At 63.7% G+C, this 17,017-nt stretch carries 16 protein-coding genes; 9 read left to right on the forward strand and 7 right to left on the reverse strand.

The window, feature by feature from the left end:
* Positions 1 to 11 precede the first annotated feature (11 nt).
* The 3 genes from U9J33_RS13510 (at position 12) to U9J33_RS13520 (ending at position 2,619) form a co-directional block, all read left to right on the forward strand.
* Positions 12 to 932, forward strand: coding sequence for a TIGR03619 family F420-dependent LLM class oxidoreductase (locus U9J33_RS13510; protein ID WP_324695974.1), 921 nt, complete (start codon positions 12 to 14; stop codon positions 930 to 932).
* Between the two features lie 113 nt (positions 933 to 1,045).
* Entirely contained in the window at positions 1,046 to 1,450 is a 405-nt protein-coding gene (locus U9J33_RS13515; protein WP_324695976.1) for a Zn-ribbon domain-containing OB-fold protein, read from the forward strand.
* Complete coding sequence (locus tag U9J33_RS13520) at positions 1,450 to 2,619, forward strand: thiolase family protein (protein WP_207906105.1); 1,170 nt, start codon at positions 1,450 to 1,452, stop codon at positions 2,617 to 2,619. Before U9J33_RS13515 ends, U9J33_RS13520 begins: the two co-directional genes overlap by 1 nt.
* A gap of 98 nt (positions 2,620 to 2,717) precedes the next feature.
* Here the strand turns inward: U9J33_RS13520 and U9J33_RS13525 are convergent, their stop codons facing one another.
* Positions 2,718 to 3,911 carry an acyltransferase gene (locus tag U9J33_RS13525; protein ID WP_324695980.1) on the reverse strand — a complete coding sequence of 398 codons (1,194 nt, stop codon included), beginning with the start codon at positions 3,909 to 3,911 and terminating at the stop codon, positions 2,718 to 2,720.
* A gap of 176 nt (positions 3,912 to 4,087) precedes the next feature.
* Here U9J33_RS13525 and U9J33_RS13530 point away from each other — a divergent pair, with 176 nt between their 5' ends.
* Positions 4,088 to 5,128, forward strand: coding sequence for a substrate-binding domain-containing protein (locus tag U9J33_RS13530; RefSeq protein WP_324695982.1), 1,041 nt, complete (start codon positions 4,088 to 4,090; stop codon positions 5,126 to 5,128).
* On the opposite strand, the gene U9J33_RS13535 is transcribed toward U9J33_RS13530, so the two are convergent.
* On the reverse strand, positions 5,076 to 5,570 hold the full coding sequence (locus U9J33_RS13535; protein ID WP_324695984.1) for a VOC family protein: 495 nt from the start codon (positions 5,568 to 5,570) through the stop codon (positions 5,076 to 5,078). The two genes, U9J33_RS13530 and U9J33_RS13535, sit on opposite strands and share 53 nt — an antisense overlap.
* A gap of 229 nt (positions 5,571 to 5,799) precedes the next feature.
* On the opposite strand from U9J33_RS13535, the gene U9J33_RS13540 reads away from it, so the two are divergent.
* Positions 5,800 to 6,744: a GGDEF domain-containing protein gene (locus U9J33_RS13540; protein ID WP_292636423.1), complete on the forward strand. Its 945-nt coding sequence runs from the start codon at positions 5,800 to 5,802 to the stop codon at positions 6,742 to 6,744.
* A 6-nt stretch (positions 6,745 to 6,750) separates the two neighbouring features.
* Here U9J33_RS13540 and U9J33_RS13545 read toward each other — a convergent pair whose 3' ends face one another.
* Positions 6,751 to 7,554, reverse strand: coding sequence for an SDR family oxidoreductase (locus U9J33_RS13545; RefSeq protein ID WP_324695988.1), 804 nt, complete (start codon positions 7,552 to 7,554; stop codon positions 6,751 to 6,753).
* A 138-nt stretch (positions 7,555 to 7,692) separates the two neighbouring features.
* Between U9J33_RS13545 and U9J33_RS13550 the strand changes: the two genes are divergently transcribed.
* Together U9J33_RS13550 and U9J33_RS13555 are read left to right on the forward strand one after the other, a co-directional pair.
* Positions 7,693 to 8,949 (forward strand): CoA transferase, encoded by a 1,257-nt coding sequence (locus U9J33_RS13550; protein WP_324695990.1) that lies wholly within the window; start codon positions 7,693 to 7,695, stop codon positions 8,947 to 8,949.
* Positions 8,950 to 9,676: 727 nt separating this feature from the next.
* A complete protein-coding gene (locus U9J33_RS13555) occupies positions 9,677 to 10,459 on the forward strand; it encodes a hypothetical protein (RefSeq protein WP_292636425.1) in 783 nt (260 codons plus the stop codon).
* Between the two features lie 246 nt (positions 10,460 to 10,705).
* Here the strand turns inward: U9J33_RS13555 and U9J33_RS13560 are convergent, their stop codons facing one another.
* The 4 genes from U9J33_RS13560 to U9J33_RS13575 all read right to left on the reverse strand — a co-directional run bounded on the left by U9J33_RS13560 (position 10,706) and on the right by U9J33_RS13575 (position 14,308).
* Positions 10,706 to 11,191 carry a hypothetical protein gene (locus U9J33_RS13560; protein ID WP_324695995.1) on the reverse strand — a complete coding sequence of 162 codons (486 nt, stop codon included), beginning with the start codon at positions 11,189 to 11,191 and terminating at the stop codon, positions 10,706 to 10,708.
* Between the two features lie 46 nt (positions 11,192 to 11,237).
* Positions 11,238 to 12,398 (reverse strand): IS30 family transposase, encoded by a 1,161-nt coding sequence (locus U9J33_RS13565; RefSeq protein ID WP_324695151.1) that lies wholly within the window; start codon positions 12,396 to 12,398, stop codon positions 11,238 to 11,240.
* A gap of 116 nt (positions 12,399 to 12,514) precedes the next feature.
* Positions 12,515 to 13,306 (reverse strand): enoyl-CoA hydratase-related protein, encoded by a 792-nt coding sequence (locus tag U9J33_RS13570; RefSeq protein ID WP_324695996.1) that lies wholly within the window; start codon positions 13,304 to 13,306, stop codon positions 12,515 to 12,517.
* Between the two features lie 21 nt (positions 13,307 to 13,327).
* Positions 13,328 to 14,308 (reverse strand): NAD(P)H-dependent flavin oxidoreductase, encoded by a 981-nt coding sequence (locus U9J33_RS13575; RefSeq protein WP_185997038.1) that lies wholly within the window; start codon positions 14,306 to 14,308, stop codon positions 13,328 to 13,330.
* A 182-nt stretch (positions 14,309 to 14,490) separates the two neighbouring features.
* On the opposite strand from U9J33_RS13575, the gene htpX reads away from it, so the two are divergent.
* Both htpX and U9J33_RS13585 read left to right on the forward strand, forming a co-directional pair.
* Positions 14,491 to 15,384: a zinc metalloprotease HtpX gene (gene htpX / locus U9J33_RS13580; protein WP_324696000.1), complete on the forward strand. Its 894-nt coding sequence runs from the start codon at positions 14,491 to 14,493 to the stop codon at positions 15,382 to 15,384.
* A gap of 190 nt (positions 15,385 to 15,574) precedes the next feature.
* Complete coding sequence (locus tag U9J33_RS13585) at positions 15,575 to 16,990, forward strand: aromatic ring-hydroxylating dioxygenase subunit alpha (RefSeq protein WP_324696002.1); 1,416 nt, start codon at positions 15,575 to 15,577, stop codon at positions 16,988 to 16,990.
* Positions 16,991 to 17,017: the final 27 nt, after the last annotated feature.

Consider the following 17,017-nt stretch of genomic DNA (forward strand, 5'->3'; position numbering starts at 1 on the left):
AGGGTGAATTCTTGAAACTCGCATTCGCGATGCCGCACATGCTCGAACTCAAGGCAACGATGCAGCCATGGGAACTGGCCGTCACCGGCGCGGACCAGACCGCGCTCGCCAAATGGGCGGAAAAGCTGGGGTTCGAGATGATCGCGGTGCCCGAGCATCACGTGATCCCGAAAGCCCACGTCGATCTTTCCGGCCCATTCTACTTCAACGCCTATACCGCGATGAGCCACTTTGCCGGGGCCACGGAGCGGGTGCGGGTCAATTCCTGCATCGCCATCCTGCCCGCGCAGCACCCGATCGTCACCGCCAAGGCGCTGGCGACGATGGACTGGCTTTCTTCCGGCCGCGTGACGATCACGTTCGCAGTCGGCTGGCTGGAGGAGGAGTTCGCCCTGCTCGGCATCCCCTTCCACGAACGCGGCGCCATGGCGGAGGAATACATCCAGGCGATCCTCGCGCTCTGGACCCAGGAAAACCCGGAATTCGAGGGCAAGTACGTCTCCTTCCGCGATGTCGCTTTCGAACCGAAGCCGGTGCAGAAACCGCATATCCCGGTGTGGTTCGGCGGCGATGCCGATGCCGTGCTGAAGCGCACCGCGCGCTATGCGCAAGGCTGGTGGCCGTTCCTGACGAAGCCCGAGACGATCCCCGACAGGATCGACTTCATCCGCTCGCAGCCGGACTACAACGGCCAGCTTGCCGACGTGTTCTACGGCATTTCCACAGCGCGCGTCGGTGAGGGGCACAAAGTACAGCACGACCCTTCCGCCCGGCCCGGCCAGACCGGGCAGCAGCTTCTGGACCGGCTTGGCCAACTGGCCGAATGGGGCGTTACCTGGAGCTCGATCCCGATCCCGAATCTGCCCGGAATCGAGGCCTATCGCGATTACACCCAGTGGATCGCCGAGGAGATCATGCCCGGCCTGCGCTGAGCGGTGAATGCGGGGAAAGGATCGCGCGCGCCCCCGCGATCAATCCCCCGCTCGCCTTGACGCAAAGCCCCGCCACACCGAACTGTCCCGGCAAAACAGGGGAGAGACCCGACATGAATCCACCCAGGCCCAAGCCCAAGCTGGACCAGGAAAACACCGCCTTCTGGACCGGCGGTGGCCAAGGACAGCTCAACATCACCCGTTGCGGCGATTGCGGAGAATTCACGCATCCGCCGCGCATTCTGTGCCGCCATTGCCAATCGGAGAACGTTGCCCCCCACGCCGTTCCCGGAACCGGCACGATCGACAGCTTCACGGTGAACCACCAGCCCTGGGCCAAGGGGCTGGAAGTGCCTTACGTGATCGCCCGCGTGAAGCTGGACGGCGCGCCCGGCGTGTTTCTCACCACCAACATCGTCCGTAGCCCCGTGGAAACCGTGGACTTCGAGGACAAGGTTCGCGTCACATTCGAGGAACAGGACGGCATATTCTATCCCCTCTTCGAGAAAGTCGCCTGATGGCCGGCAAGGAAGCCTATATCACCGGCGTCGGCCAGTCCGAAGTCGGCGTGCGCCTGCCGCGCCATCCGCTGCTTCTCACGGTCGATGCGGTGCGCGAAGCGCTCGACAATGCCGGGCTCCGGCTCGACCAGATCGACGGCGTCTTCACTTACCCCGGCAAGATGAACGGCTATACCGCCTTCTCCCCGGTCGGCAGCGAAGACCTCATCGAAGTGCTCGGCATCAAGTCGAAGTGGCACATGGGCGCGATGGAACAGCCCGCGCAGCTCTCCGCCATCGGCATGGCGGCCATGGCTGTGAAGCAGGGGGTCTGCCGCCACGTCATCTGCTTCCGCACGGTCTACGAAGCGGGCGGCATGGCCGATCCGGCTCAGTACATGTCCGGCGCGAAGCAGGATACCGTCACCGGGTCCTCGCAGTGGACCAGCCCGTTCTGGGCCACATCGGCAGCCTGCTGGACGGCGCAGTACGCGGCCCGGCACATGCACCGCTACGGCATGACGCGCGAACAGCTCGCCCAGATCGCCATCAACGGTTCGAAGAACGCCATGGCCAACCCGCGCGCCCGGGCGATCACCAAGGAAGAACTGACGCTCGACAAGTACATGTCGGCGCGGATGATCACCACGCCGCTGTGCCTCTACGATTGCGACCGCTTCTCGGACGCTTCCACCGTCGTCATCGTCTCGGCGGGTGACGCGCTGGACGAAGTCACGGCAACGCCGATCCGCATCGCCGCCATGTCCGGTTCGGTGGATCGCTACTCGTGGGATCAGGTCGAGGAATTCGCCGCCTACGAAACCGGCGCCGATCTCTGGACCCGCACCGACTACACGGCGGCCGATGTCGATACCGTGCAGTTCTACGACGGGTTCGCGTTCCTGCCGATCACCTGGCTGGAAGGGCTCGGGTTCTGCCCCAAGGGCGAAGGCGGCCGCTTCATCGAAGGTGGAAAGCGCATCGCGCGCGATGGCGAATTGCCGCTCAACACGTTCGGCGGGCAGCTCGGCGCGGGCCGGCTGCACGGTTTCGGTTTCGCGCACGAGGCCGTGACCCAGCTTCGCGGCGCAGCCGGCGAACGGCAGATCGGCGGCGACCCCAAGCTCGCGGTCGCCACCTCGGGCGGCGGCCCGATGGCGGCAGCGCTGCTGCTGGCGCGCGATTGACTTGTAGACTCCGACCTCGCGGGCTCTCCTCCTGCGAGGTCGGGGATGTCCTGCGGGGGCGAGACCGGCAACTTGCCGAAGCACGCTAGAACCGAAACTCAGCCGATCGAGGCCAGCGCCGGTTCCTTTTCACCTACAGGCTTGCGGGTGCGGTGCCGCTTGAGCCCGATCAGGGGGCGCAGCGGGCCGATTTCGCGCCCGAGGAGATAGAACAGCCAGGAACCGCCCGCCACGGTGAGGCAGAGAGTCAGGAATTCCGGAAGCGCGGTCAGTCCCATGTCGCGCAGGCCGTAGCTCACGAAGACCATCACCGTCTGGTGCGCGATGTAGATCGGGAAGACCGCTTCCACCAGCGTCACGCGCCAGCGGCTGTCGAAGTTCCAGAACCGGTCGGCAATGCCGAACAGCGCGATCACGGTGCCCCAGCATTGCATCGACTTGGCGAAGGAAAGCGGCTGCTCCCAGGCAGCCGGGGTCGGAATATTTCCCGGATAGAGCAGCGAATCCCGGATCACCCACGCATAGCCCGCGATCCCCAGCACCAGCGCCACTTTCCACTGCCGCGCTATCGCCTGCTGGATCGGCACCGATCCGCGAAGCAGGAAGCCGAACAGGAACATCCCGCCGTAATGCAGATGCGCGGCCCGATCCTGCAGCAGGTTGTGGATGTCGGTCCAGCCATAAGGGATCAGGCGGACAAGGAAGATCAGGCCGATGCCCACCGGAAGCAGGGCCGGACCGGACAGCACGCGCTCCGCGGCCTTTTGCAGCTTGGCACGCCATGCATCGGGCAAGGCCATCAGGGCGAAGCAGAGCAGGAGCGTGTAGACCAGCAGGTAGATCACGAACCACATGTGCATCGTCGCAGGAAGGCTTTCATAGCCCACCTTCCGGAAGCTGAAGGCGTCGTGCAGCAGGAAATAGCCGTAGCCATGCGCGTAGCCGCTGTTGATCAGCCCCATGTAGGGCTGCGGCGGCACCACCACGGTCAACCCGAACAGCAGCGGAATGCCAAGGCGCAGCACCCTGCTTTTCAGGAAAACGCGGTTGTTGCCGTCCTTCTTGAGTAGCGCCGCGCTGGCATAGCCGGAGATCGCGAAAAGCAGCGCCAGACGCCATGCGCTCAGGCCGAGCAGCGGGATCTCGGCCCACGCCACGACACCGCGCGTGGGGGTCTGATAGCCCCACGGCGTGAACGAAAAGCCGACGTGATAGAAGATCAGCAGAACAAACGCGCCGACGCGCAGCCAATCCATTCCATAGTGGCGTTGCGACGGGACGGGCTTCATCATTCTCCGGTGGGGTGGGCGGATCCGCCAGTGCGGAAGCACGGCCCACTTAGGGATTTCGCCCGTTTTCCGCAATAACGGGGTTGTATCAGGTCGTCGCAGGGGCATTGCCGGGCGACCGATCCGGATCGGGGCGGATTGTGCTTGGGGGGTCTGCGCAGCCCTCCCATGATGGCCGGATGCCACCTCCTTCGCGCCCCACCATGGACGATGTCGCCCGGCTCGCAGGGGTTTCGCGCAAGACCGTCAGCCGCCTGGTGAACAGCTCTGCAACCATCAGCGAACATACGCGCGGCCTTATCGAGGCGGCGATGGCGGAACTGGGCTTCGCGCATCGCCAACCGGCCAGCGCAGGGCTTCGCCCCGCGCTCATCGTCCTACTGCACGACGGCTCGGACCCCGCCCTTGCCAGCGTGATGGAAACCGAACTTCTCACACAACTTCAGGACGGTGGCCCGGCCCTGGCCGTCCATCTGCTCGCCGCCGATCCCGCACAGCGATTGCAGCGGTTCCTGGCCGCTCACCGCCCGAGCGGCGCGATCCTGCTGCCGCCGCTCTCGTCCGATCCCGCCCTTGCCCAAATGTGCGCAGCGGCGGGCGTGCCCTGCTCCCGGCCCGGCGAACCCGGCCTTGCCTGTGACGACCGCGCGGCGATGGCCGAACTCGTGCACTGGCTGGCGGCCGAAGGGCATCGCCGCATCGGCCTTGTCGCCGGACCGGAAACCTCGCCCGGACCGCGCCTGCGCGAACAGGGCTACCTCGATGCCATGGCGGACCGGGGCGGAAGGGGGCCGCCCCTCGTCGTTTCCGGGAACGGCACTTTCGAATCGGGGATCGAGGCGGGCCTGCTCCTGCTCGACGTCAGCCCCCGCCCCAGCGCGATCGTCTGCTGCAACGACGAGATGGCGGCCGGCGTTCTCCATGCCGCCGCGCGAACCGGAACTTCGGTGCCGGGTGAACTCTCGGTCGTGGGGTTCGGCGATACGCCGCTGGCGGCCCGGACCCTGCCGCCACTCACATCGATGCGCGTCCCCTGGGCCGCCATCGCGCGAGAGGCGCTCACCCGGATCACGGACGGAGCAATCGCCCGCCACACCTTCGCGGCCGACCTCAGCCTGCGCGGCTCGGTCAGCCGCTACACCGGGGAAGGCATCGGCTCCGATCCCCTCATTCCGCCCGGGCGCGCAGCGCATTTCCCTGGCCGAGTTCCTCCAGCGTGAAGCCGTTGCCCGGCATGCATTGCTGCACCTCGATCACGTTGCCCTCGGGATCGTAGCCGTAGATCGTGCTTACATGGCCCACGTCAACGAAATCCCGGTCGCCGAAGGTCATGCCGCAGGCCTTCAGGTGGAGAATGTCCGATTCGATATCGGTCACATCGATGCAGAAATGCGTATAGCCGCGATCGTTGGGCCTGAGCGGCCGGGCGATGTCGGAAGGCGGAGCGGAATACTCGAACAGTTCGAGATAGCACTGCCCCGCCCGCAACATCACGCCCTTCGCCGCCGATCCGGCCACATCGACGATGCGGTCCATCACCGGCTCGTCCGCCCAGCCGAACCCTTCGTCCACTGGCTCGAAACCGAAGGCTTCGCAGTAGAAACGCGTCATTCGCGCAAGGTCGCGGCAGTTCACGCCGACATGATGGATGCCCCGGATCATCGCCTCTTCCCGATCGATTGAGGCGGCATTATCGGCGCCCGGCGGCCGGCGAACAACCGCGCCAGCTTGACCGGGAGGGAGCATCGCCGTTGGCGAAACGGCAATGAATGATGCCCCCCGGAGACCATTCAAGACCCTATGCTTAGTATTCCTTTTACCTTAAGTGCTTACCCCTAAGCCAAGCTCCCGTAACGGAGCGCGACCCTCTTCCCCCCGAGGTTCCCGCCTTTTGGATCACGCCGTCATCCAGTCCCGCACGACCCCCGCGCCCGGCGCTGCCCGCATGATCGCAAGCGATCCGGCGCAGCTATACGCGCAGGCAGCGGCACTGACATCGATCGGCGCCTGGTCCTGCGATCTGCGGACGCAAGAGCTTTCCTGGACGGAAGGTGTGTTCCAGATCTTCGGCGCCCCGCTCCACCGCCAGATGGACCGCCGCGAAACGCTGGAATTCTACGCCGAGGATTCGCGCGCCACGCTCGAGCGGCTACGCTCGCAGGCCATTGCCGCGCGTTCTGGATTCTCGATGGAAGCGCAGATCAGGCGCGCCGACGGCGAACTGCGCTGGATGCGCCTGACCGCGGCAACCCGCGTCGAGAACGGCCGCCCCGTCAGTCTCTATGGCATGAAGCAGGACATCACCGAGGAACGCCTGCGCTGGGAACGGCTTCGCCAGATGGCCGAGAATGACGCGCTGACCGGCCTTTCCAACCGCGCCCGTTTCCAGTCCGAATTCCTCGACCGACCCGCCGGTGACGATAGCCTTTCGGACATCGGCGCCATCGTGCTGTTCGACATGAACGCCTTCAAGGCCGTCAATGACAGGTGGGGCCATGCCGCCGGCGATGCTTGCCTGACCGGCTTCGCCCGCCGGCTGCGCGCCACGTTCCCCGAAGCCCGGCTCATCGCCCGCATCGGGGGTGACGAATTCGCGATGATCCTGGGCCGCACGGGATCGCGGATGGGGCTCGAGATATGCGTGCGGCACCGCATGAGCGCCCTGGCCTCTCCCGTGATCTGGCAGGAACGCTACCTCCCGCTTGGCGCCTGCGCGGGCATGGCATTCCCCGACAGCGCCGGGGGCGTCGATCCGGAAGCCCTGTTCCACCGGGCCGACGCGGCGCTTTACGAGGCGAAACGGCGCGGCGGAAACGTGGTCTGCACCGCGCCTTAATCCCGCTTACTCTCCGTCAGGCTCGACCCATGTGGTGCGGGTGACGCGGGGCGAGAGGTATTTCGTCGCCGTCCAGCCGCCATCGACGACGATCGACTGGCCATTGATCATCTCGCTGCCGGGAAGGCAGAGAAACGCGATCACCGAAGCGATATCCTCGGGCTGGGCAAGCCGCGGATAGGGCGTGGTTTCGACATTGGCGCGCTTGAAGCCCTCATCCTCGAAACGGTGGCGCACCATGTCGGTCATCGTCACGCCCGGCGCCACGCAGTTCGAACGGATGCCGCGCGGGCCGTATTCGCAGGCCATGTGTTCGGTCAGCGACTTGAGACCGCCCTTCGCCGCCGAGTAGGCGCCGCCCCGCCGCCCGCCGATATGCGCGAAAGTGCTGGTGACGTTCACCACGCTCGCGCCCTGCGAAAGGTGCGGGATCACATCGCGGCACAGGCGGAACGGAGCCACCAGCATGATGTCGAGGAAATCGTCCAGCGTTTCGTCGTCGGTTTCGTCCAGCGGCTTCGGACTGCCGACACCGGCATTGTTCACCAGCGCGTCGATCCGGCCGAACCGGTCCAGCGCGGCCTGCACGATCCGCGCGGGCGCGGCAGGGTCGGTAAGGTCCGCCGATATCGCCAGCACATGGTCGGGGTTGCCGATCTCTGCCTCCAGCGTGGCCAGCTTGTCCTTGCTGCGACCGACGCCGACGATGGCGAAGCCTTCGCCATGGAGTATCTTTGCGGTTTCAAGGCCGATGCCGCTGCCTGCCCCGGTGATGATGGCCGTCTTCATCTCGCCCAGTCCCTTTTTCATGTGTCCGTTGCGCCCGCGCTAACCGGCTTTGGCGGGCGGGATAAGCCCTGACTTGGGCGGCAGGCCGCCTTGATCGTCGCTGCGATAAGCGCCGCCCCCCGCCTTGGCCCGCCTCTCCGCTCTGACTAGGTTCGGACGATGAGCAACAACGACAAGAGCGCCGCCAAGGCGGCATTGGCCGGCATCCGCGTGATCGACATGAGCCGCGTCTTCGCCGCCCCCGTGGGCGCGCAGATCCTCGGAGACCTCGGCGCCGACGTCATCAAGATCGAGCGCCCCGGCGTGGGGGACGACGGGCGCGGCTACGGCTTCTCGTGGGTGCCCGGCAAGGACGGGATCGAGACCCGCCATTCCAGCTTCTTCACCGTGTCCAACCGCAACAAGCGCTCCATCACGCTCAACCATTCCAAGCCGGAAGGTCAGGCCATCCTCAAGGAGCTGGTGAAGACGGCGGATGTGCTGATCGAGAATTACAAGGTGGGCGATCTGGCCCGCTTCGGCCTCGATTACGAGAGCCTGAAGGCCATCAACCCGCGCCTGATCTACTGCTCGGTGACCGGCTTCGGCCAGACCGGCCCGATGGCGGCGCGGCCCGGCTATGACGGGCTGTTCCAGGCCACCGGCGGCATGATGGCCGTCACCGGCCTTCCCGAAGGCCAGCCCGGCGGCGGCCCGCTCAAGACCGGACCCAGCCTCGTCGATTTCGTGACCGGCCACAACACCGCCCTCGCCATCCTCGGCGCGCTGCAATACCGCAACCGAACTGGCGAGGGCCAGTTCATCGACATCGCCCTGCTCGACAGTTCGGTGGCGATGGTCAGCCACATCATGCAGGATTACCTCATCAGCGGGCAGGCCCCTCCCCGCCTCGGCAACGGCGGCAACGGCGGCGGCCCGGCAGACCTGATGCGCTGCGCCGACGGCATCATCTACCTCACCGCCGGCACCGACGAGCACTATCGCCGCCTGACCGTGTTGATGGAGCAGCCCGAACTGTTCACCGACCCGCGCTTCGACAGCAACCTGAAGCGCGGCAAGACCAACCGCGCCGAACTGATGGACCTCATCAACGCCTGGAGCGCGGGCTTCACCGTCACCCGGATGCAGGACATGCTCGACGGCGTCGGCATCCCCGCCGCGCGCTACAACGAACTGGCGGACGTGTGGGAGGATGAGCAGGTCAAGCACCGGAACTTGCGCGCCGCCACGCCGCACGCCTGGGCCGAAAGCGGTTCGGTGGACCTCATCGCCAGCCCGCTCGCCCAGATGTCAGCCAGCCCGGCAACCATCCGCATGGCCCCGCCCATGCTGGGCGAACATACCGCCGAAGTGCTGGCGGAGATCGGTATCGATGAAGCAAGGATGGCGGAATTGCGGGAAGTGGGCGCGATCTGAGGGCTTGCTGGGTAGACGCCTGCCCAACGCTCAAACTCCGTCGCCCAGGCTGGAACCCGCAGCCTTTTACCGCGCCGCGTCCGTCGGAATAGCGGAATCCCCGCCGGCGCAAGGATGACGAAGATGGTTGTTGCGAAGGCAAGGTGCCGTCGCGCAGTTCCTCATCCTGAACTTGTTTCGGGATCCATCCCACCGAAAGCTTCGCCGCCAAATCGCCCAAACCGAGGGCAAGTTTCCATGCCCAACAACAAGCATGGGTATAGACATGGATCCTGACAAAAGTTCAGGATGACAACGTGGAGGCCGGTTGCGAAAAAGGCGTCTCACCGGCTCACATCGGCAGATAGCTGCCCATCGCCTTCGGTATAGCGCATCGCCGACAAAGGAGATTTCCTGCCATTCCGGACACGCCCCATGCCGGATATACAAACTCTCATCTCCGCGTCAGTCGAGCACCATTCGGCTAACCCAAATTCTACATATGATCTTTATTCGATCGTCTTTGACGAGTGCAGTTATGTGTGGGGGAATGGAACAAACCGAATTGGAGCATGGAACCATTGCTGTTAGCTAGAGTCGGAATCAATATCATCATGGGGTAATGGCAATGCTGGTGTGTTGGGGGCGTCGATCGAAACTGGTCAAGGCGTTGGGGCTCTTTGCGCTTTTGACGACCCTAACGGCAGGGCGATTGCCGCTGCAATCTGCACGATCCGTGCTCGTGCCAATGGAAACCAATTCCCCGGTTGGTACGCCATTTAAGATCAAGGTAGGGGAATCTATCGCTTCTAGCCGGTTTATGCGTTGGAATTTGGGCCGCCTTGATCGTAAAATAACCGTCTCGATCGATAGGTTCGTCCAAGACGTTGGTACAGATCTCGATTTGGAAGGATTTGCTGCCACGGGGGCCTCCGCGAAGCGAACTGGGCTTAATAGCGACCACTATTATTGTTCTGCGGAGATCAAGGCCCACAACGATCTGTCATACCAGCTGGTCGCTAGCGTCTTCTCAAATGTGGAACAGTATGTGCGTTTCTGCTTTGCTGACGAGAACGCCGACGGACTGCTCGACCATGTTTTTCTTGGGGGGGCGAAGTCCAAGGAATTGCAAGCCGCTCGCGAGATCGAGCCAGTGCCGTTCCATACGCTGGAACTCACTCCAGACGCAGAAGGGAAGCAATTCCATCTCACGCTTAAGCGGATCGAGGCTGACCGCAACAATCTCCTGATCTATCTACGCCCTATGCGCGACGGAAAGGAAACGTCGTGGGGTAAGTTTAGTTTATGGGATGTCAGGACCGGCGCCGAGAGCCCCTTCAAAGATAAACTGAACGTCGCATATGGAACAGGTAAGCCTATTCCACTGCTTAATGTTGCGGGATACGACCTGGCCGTGATGAGCGTCGACCCCGAAGCCGGGGAGGTGACCTTCATGCTGAACAGAATTAGCGAACCAATGTACTATCAAAGCACTCAGCCTGAATTTAATATGATTTTTATTTATATCTAATTTTCCGAGGATTGATCATCCAATTGGGTTTTGGCTCCAGACGATTTTCACCGCAGTTCTGGCATTTGGCGGAGCTGGCAGCAATTTTCGGTGATCGTTGGAAGGTCGGAAGCTAACGTCCACTCACCACCCCTCATCGCCGCTAAAGCCGCGGATTTGGACTGCCTGAAAACGGTCGGGCGGCTTTACCTCGCCAAACGATGCGATCGGCGCCCCGGAAAGGCGATGAAGGGTGGTAAGCTGCCGCTACGCGCCGTCTCGGTCCAAACGGATTGCCTCTTCCAAAAAACGTTGCGGTTCTCGAACAAACTTCATGGCCCGCGATTGCATGATCGTTCTGACGACAGCTTCCCGGTTCGGCAGAAGGATCGCCCCATCCCTCGTGGCAAGGATGCAATCGAAATGGCGCGCGAGTCCGCAGATACCACCGACTAAATGTAATGAGAGGTCTGCCACATTAAGGCGGAACTGAATGTCCTCAATGACCTGCCCATCGAAGAAGACCTGAATGTCATCGGTCTTCTCATCGCCCCAAATTCGTAGGCTGGCGGACCAAGAATTTTTCTCGGGTAGTAGTGTGCCAAGCCTGGCAAACAGCACATCGGCATCGGTGCTTGAGAAACCCAGACGAATTTCATCGAGTTGCTCGCGCCTCATCCGTGCAGCAGTGGCTCCAGCGATACGGGCCGATGATGCTGGAACGAAGTCAAGAACGAATTGCCAAACCGCCATCGTCATATCGTAGCGCGTGATCGAACGTCCGCAATGGGTGGTGGGTTCAACGGGTGGCGGCAACACAGGCTTGAAAGCGCTCTGCGGGTGTTTGGTATTCGAGCGTTTTCCTTGGCCGTTCGTTGAGTTGCCGGGCAACGGCACTCAGTTTGGCCTGGCTGTATAGCGATAGATCGGTTCCTCTGGGAAAGTATTGTCGTAGCAGACGATTGGTGTTTTCGTTGGAGCCGCGCTGCCAAGGCGATTGCGGATCGCAGAAATAGACTTCGACATCGGTAGCCAGTGAGAGGCGCGGATGATCGGCCAGTTCCTTGCCGCGATCCCAGGTGAGCGACTTGTAGAGTTCGCGCGGTAGGCGCTGCGTCTGCCTGATCAGCGCCGACACCACGCTCCTTGTTTCCTTGTTGGCGACCTTGACCAGCATCACGTAGCGCGAATGCCGTTCGACCAGCGTCGCGATGTAGCTGTTCTTTGTGCCTCCGATCAGATCGCCTTCCCAGTGGCCGGGAATGGCGCGGTCCTCGACCGACGCGGGACGCTCGCTGATCGACACGGCATCCTTGATCTGTCCCAGCCCGTTGCGCTTGAGGCTGGCGTGCCGCGACCTGCGGATGGTGCGCCGGGCGCGCAGATGCTCCAGCAATTCCTTCTTAAGAACTCCCCGCGCCTGTATGTACAGGCTTCTGTAGATAGTCTCGTGCGACACTTGCCTATGCGGCTCCTCGGGAAAGCTGCGCCTGAGCCACCCCGCAATCTGCTCTGGTGACCATTTGCGGCACAGCTTGGCCGATACTGCCCGGGCCAATGGCGGCGAGCAAGCCAACTTGCAGGGCTTGGGCCGCAAGGCTCGGTCCCAGGCCGCCTGATCGGACACGGTCGCCCGATACCGTGCAAGGCCGCCGTTACGCCTGACTTCGCGACTGATCGTCGAAGGCGCGCGGCCCAGTCGCCGTGCTATCGCACGCAAGGGTTCACTGACGCTCAGGCCCCGCGATATCTCCTCCCGTTCGGCAAGGCTCAGCGCAAGGCGGCCACGCTTGCGATCGGCGGGCCTGATACCGCCGGTCGGCGAAATCACCGAAAATACCGACGATGACTCTCGATCAAACCTTCGCCCGATCGAACTCATCGATTCCCCGCGCTGCCAACGATCCCATATCTCCGCTCGCTGGCTGGCCGTGTAATATATCCGACGACGCTGCTTCATCGCGACACTCCATCTTCCTCAAAAGATTAAAGTGTTGCCACCACCCGTTGAACCCACCGGCGTAAGCCGCCATCCCAGCGCAAGCTGAAACAACGGCCAATAAACGGTGCCCGCGTTCAGCGCCCCTTGAACACCGGTCTGCGCTTTTCGGCAAAGGCCGTGACGCCCTCCACGAAATCCTGCGTGCGGGAGGCGTCGCGCTGGCCGAGGCGTTCGTTGGTGAGGGCCTGTTCCAGCGTGCAGTCGGTCGCCGCCCAAGCGACCTGCTTGATCCGGCGCAGCGACCACGGACCTTGCGCCAGTTCGCCCGCCAGCGCGAGGGCAGCGGCATCGAGGTCTTCGTCAGGCACCACGCGGTTGACGAGGCCCCATTCCAGCGCCCTGGCGGCAGGGAGACGCTCGCCCAGCAGCATCATTTCCATGGCGCGCACGCGGCCCACCGCGCGGGTCAGCAGCCACGAGGAACCGCCATCGGGCACAAGGCCGACGTGGCGGAAGGCCTGAAGGAAGAAGCCGCTTTCGGCGCAGAGGATCAGGTCGCCCGCCATGGCGAGGCCCGCGCCCACGCCCGCTGCCGCGCCGCGAACGGCGGTGACGACCGGTTGCTCCATGTTGCGCATGGCGATGATGACCGGATTGAAGTGACGATCCAGCAGAGTGCCCACGTCGCGGCGCGGATCGGCCAGCATGTCGGACGCATCGCCGAGATTCGCGCCCGAGCAGAACGCCTTGCCCTCGCCCGTCAGCACCACAGCCCGTGCCTCGAACGAGGCGCGGGTCATGGCGTCGAACAATTCCTCGCCCATCTGCGCGGAGCCGGCATTGCGGGTGGCGGGATCGTTCATCGAAACCCGCGCGACACCGTTTTCGAGGCTGTAGAGGACTTTCTCGTAGGTCATTTCAGGCATCGCTCCGTAATCCGTACCGGCTCAGGCCAGCATCTTTCCGAGACGGCCATTCACGATTTCCTCGGCCTCGGCAACGATCCTGTCGATCAGTTGCTTGCAGGTGGGAACATCGTGGATCAGGCCCTGCACCATTCCGGCCCAGAAGATGCCCTTCGTGAGATCGCCGCTCTGGAGCAGTTCGCGCCCGACGGCGCCTGCCACGAGGTGGCGGATATCGTCGAAGACCGCATCGGGCCGCGCCGAAATCTCGACGACCTCGTCGGATACGTCGTTCTTGCCGACGCGCGCGGTGTTCTTGAACTTGCGGAAGATGAGGTTGGTGCCCCGCTCGTCGTTCTCGACGTACTTGGCCTTCACGTTGTCATGGATCGGCGCTTCCCGCGTGGCGCAGAAGCGGGTGCCCATGTTGATGCCCTCCGCCCCCAGTGCCAGCGCCGCGACGAGACCGCGCCCATCGCCGAAACCGCCGCTGGCCAGCATCGGGATCTTCACCTTGTCCGCCGCCGAGGGGATCAGGATCAGGCCGGGAATGTCATCCTCGCCCGGATGGCCGGCGCATTCGAAACCATCGATCGAGATGATGTCGCAGCCGTGCTTCTCGGCCGAAAGCGCGTGGCGCACGGCGGTGCACTTGTGAAGCACGGTGATCCCGTGCGGCTTCACCATCTCCCAGATTTCGCGAACCTGCTGCGTGCCGGCGGTCTCGATGATCTTCACGCCGCCGTCGATCGCGGCCTGGGCATAGGCCTTGTAATCGGGCGGAAGGATGGTCGGGAACACGGTGATGTTCACGGCGAACGGCTTGTCGGTCATCGACCGGCAACGCTCGATCTCCTCGCGCAGCGCATGCGGGCTGGGCTGGGTGAGCGCGGTCAGCGTGCCGAGGCCGCCTGCATTGGACACGGCGCTGGCAAGTTCGGCCAGACCCACCCCCTGCATGCCGCCCTGCACGATCGGATGCTCGATACCGAGCATCTCGGTGACGCGGGTCTTGAACGCCATTGCCTGTGAACTCCCAAAAAGCCTCTTTCCGGCGGTCCTAGGGGGGATTGCCGCGCTTGGGGACACCCAAGGCGCAAAGGACGAAGCAATTCGCGCGGGCGATGCAGGGCGCGTTCCGGATATTGAAAGCCGGCATCTGATACCCAGATCCCGCATTCCACGATTTCAGGGAGTTTGACGAAGTGAACGGTTTCAAGACGGCCATGCTGCTGGCGGCGCTCACGGCGCTGTTCATGGGGCTGGGCTATATCTTCGGCGGCAGCGGCGGCGCGGCGATCGCGCTGGTCGTGGCGGCGGGGATGAACCTGTTCACCTTCTGGAACGCCGACAGCATCGTGCTCAGGATGCACAACGCGCGCGAAGTGGACGAACGCACCGCGCCGGAGTTCTACAATCTCGTCGCCGGGCTGGCCCGCCGCGCGCAGTTGCCGATGCCGCGCGTCTATCTGGTCGAGAGCCCCAACCCGAACGCCTTCGCCACCGGCCGCAATCCCCGAAACGCCGCCGTAGCCGCGACGACCGGCCTGCTCGACATGCTGGACCGCGAGGAAGTGGCCGCGGTCATGGCTCACGAGCTTGGCCATGTGAAGAACCGCGACACCCTCATCATGACCATGGTGGCGACGATTGCCGGCGCCATCTCGATGATCGCCAACTTCGGCCTGTTCTTCGGCGGCCACCTTGGTGGAGGCAGCGGCGAGAATCGGCCCAATCCGCTCGCCGCCATGGCAGCGGTGTTCATGGCGCCTTTCGCGGCGATGATCGTGCAGATGGCGATCAGCCGCACCCGCGAATTCGGAGCGGACAAGGCCGGCGCCGAAATCAGCGGCAACCCGCGCGCCCTCGCCTCGGCGCTGGCCAGGATCGCAGGCCCTGCACAAGCCGTCCCGAACGCCGCGTCCGAGCGCAACCCGGCAGCCGCCCAGCTCTACATCGTGCCGACTTCGGTATCGGACCTGTTCTCGACCCACCCGGCAACCGAGAAGCGCATCGCCGCGCTCATGGCGATGGAGAACCGCGGCATGGCTCAACCGTCACGGCGCTCCGCCTCTGCGCTCGATCCGAACCGGAGCTAGCGCAAGAGGCCAGCGAAACCGGGGCAGGCGCCGCCAGCAAGGAGCGCCCGCCCCTTCCTCCCGACCGCCCCCGATCCCTCGTTTCAAAAAGCGCGTCCACGATGCTCGGGACGCGCCCGGCCATTGCCTGCCTCGCCCACGGTTGTACATTCGTTCAACACGAATGAAGAACCATCTGAGAGGTGTCGGAGTGCTTAAATCTGTCGACGGCGGGCTGCGGTCCGTCCCGTTTCCGATCGATGATCCCGAACGGATCCCGGTCAAGCGCTACTACGACGCCGAGTTCTACCAGGCGGAGCTTGACCATCTGTGGCCTCACGTCTGGCAGATGGCCTGCCGCGAGGAACAGATCCCCGAAGTAGGCGACTGGATCGAGTACGAGAACGTCGGCAAGTCCGTCATCATCGTGCGCACCGCCAGCGGCGTGAAGGCGTTCCATAACGCCTGCCGCCATCGCGGCGTGCCTTTCGCGGGCGGCACCGGCAATGCCCATGGCAACTGCTCGAAGTCCGGCTTCGTCTGCCCGTTCCACGGCTGGCGCTGGAACATGGACGGCGAATCCACGCAGGTCTACGGCAAGCACATGTTCTCGGAGCGTCAGCTCCAGGAAGACGACATCAACCTGATCCCCTGCCGCGCCGAGACTTTCATCGGCTGCGTATGGATCAATCATGACCATGACGCACCTTCCGTGCGGGAATCGCTCGGCCCGATCGCCGAAAACCTCGAAGCGCGCGGGCTCGACAAGATGCGGGCCGAATGGTGCTACGGCGCCGTGCTGCCGGCCAACTGGAAGATCGCGATGGAAGCCTTCATGGAAGGCTACCACGTGATGCAGACGCATCCGCAGCTCCAGCACGCCGCGCCGATGATGTACGATTCCATGTACAAGACCCCGCGCGGCCCGGTTCCGATCATGGCCGAAGCCCACCTCTCCTATCGCGAGAACCAGGAGTTGCAGGTCAACTCGATGGCGCTCCTCAGCGAAGGCATGGCGGGCATGGTCCACGAAAAGGAAGTGGAAATCGCCCGCGGCCTCATCGGCATCGAGGAAGGCCTGCCCGAAGACCAGAACATGGCGATGTTCCACTGGCTCGGCATCGTCATGCACCAGATCACGGAACAGCTCAAAGCACGCGGCGAGCCGGTGCCCGATCTTTGCACGCTGTCGCAGACGCACCCCGTCAATGCGGTGGAATTCCTCTTCCCGCACTACTTCCTGCTGCCGTACTTCACCTCGATGTCGGCCTACCGCATTCGCCCGCTGGGCCCGGAAAGCTGCTACTTCGAGATCTGGTCGCTCACTTACTGCCCGGAAGGCAAAGAACCGGAGCCCGTCATGGAGCCGGTCGACCTGCCTTACAACAGCCCCGAATTCCCGCCGATCCCGCGGCAGGACTATGGCAACATCCCCATCCAGCAGAAGGGGCTGCACGCCACCGGGTTTGAATTCATGCGCCTGTCCAAGGACGTCGAAGGCATGATCAGCAATTACCAGCGGATCGTGGACGGCTATCTGAAAGGCGTGCCGCAGGACAAGCTCGCCAAAGCCATCCACAAGCTCGGCGGCAACTTCGACGGGAAGATCGAGGATCTCGGCTTCTGATAGCGGCCGGAGCCCTGCCCGTCCGGG

Source organism: Novosphingobium sp. RL4 (assembly GCF_035658495.1).
Classification (GTDB): Bacteria; Pseudomonadota; Alphaproteobacteria; order Sphingomonadales; family Sphingomonadaceae; genus Novosphingobium.

Excerpts from the sequence above, each read along its gene's own strand:
- U9J33_RS13515 (WP_324695976.1), top strand. The coding sequence starts at position 1,046 with ATGAATCCACCCAGGCCCAAGCCCAAGCTGGACCAGGAAAACACCGCC.
- U9J33_RS13520 (WP_207906105.1), top strand. The coding sequence starts at position 1,450 with ATGGCCGGCAAGGAAGCCTATATCACCGGCGTCGGCCAGTCCGAAGTC.
- U9J33_RS13525 (WP_324695980.1), bottom strand. The coding sequence starts at position 3,911 with ATGATGAAGCCCGTCCCGTCGCAACGCCACTATGGAATGGATTGGCTG.
- U9J33_RS13530 (WP_324695982.1), top strand. The coding sequence starts at position 4,088 with ATGCCACCTCCTTCGCGCCCCACCATGGACGATGTCGCCCGGCTCGCA.
- U9J33_RS13535 (WP_324695984.1), bottom strand. The coding sequence starts at position 5,570 with ATGATCCGGGGCATCCATCATGTCGGCGTGAACTGCCGCGACCTTGCG.
- U9J33_RS13545 (WP_324695988.1), bottom strand. The coding sequence starts at position 7,554 with ATGAAAAAGGGACTGGGCGAGATGAAGACGGCCATCATCACCGGGGCA.
- U9J33_RS13550 (WP_324695990.1), top strand. The coding sequence starts at position 7,693 with ATGAGCAACAACGACAAGAGCGCCGCCAAGGCGGCATTGGCCGGCATC.
- U9J33_RS13555 (WP_292636425.1), top strand. The coding sequence starts at position 9,677 with ATGGAAACCAATTCCCCGGTTGGTACGCCATTTAAGATCAAGGTAGGG.
- U9J33_RS13560 (WP_324695995.1), bottom strand. The coding sequence starts at position 11,191 with ATGGCGGTTTGGCAATTCGTTCTTGACTTCGTTCCAGCATCATCGGCC.
- U9J33_RS13565 (WP_324695151.1), bottom strand. The coding sequence starts at position 12,398 with ATGAAGCAGCGTCGTCGGATATATTACACGGCCAGCCAGCGAGCGGAG.
- U9J33_RS13570 (WP_324695996.1), bottom strand. The coding sequence starts at position 13,306 with ATGCCTGAAATGACCTACGAGAAAGTCCTCTACAGCCTCGAAAACGGT.
- U9J33_RS13575 (WP_185997038.1), bottom strand. The coding sequence starts at position 14,308 with ATGGCGTTCAAGACCCGCGTCACCGAGATGCTCGGTATCGAGCATCCG.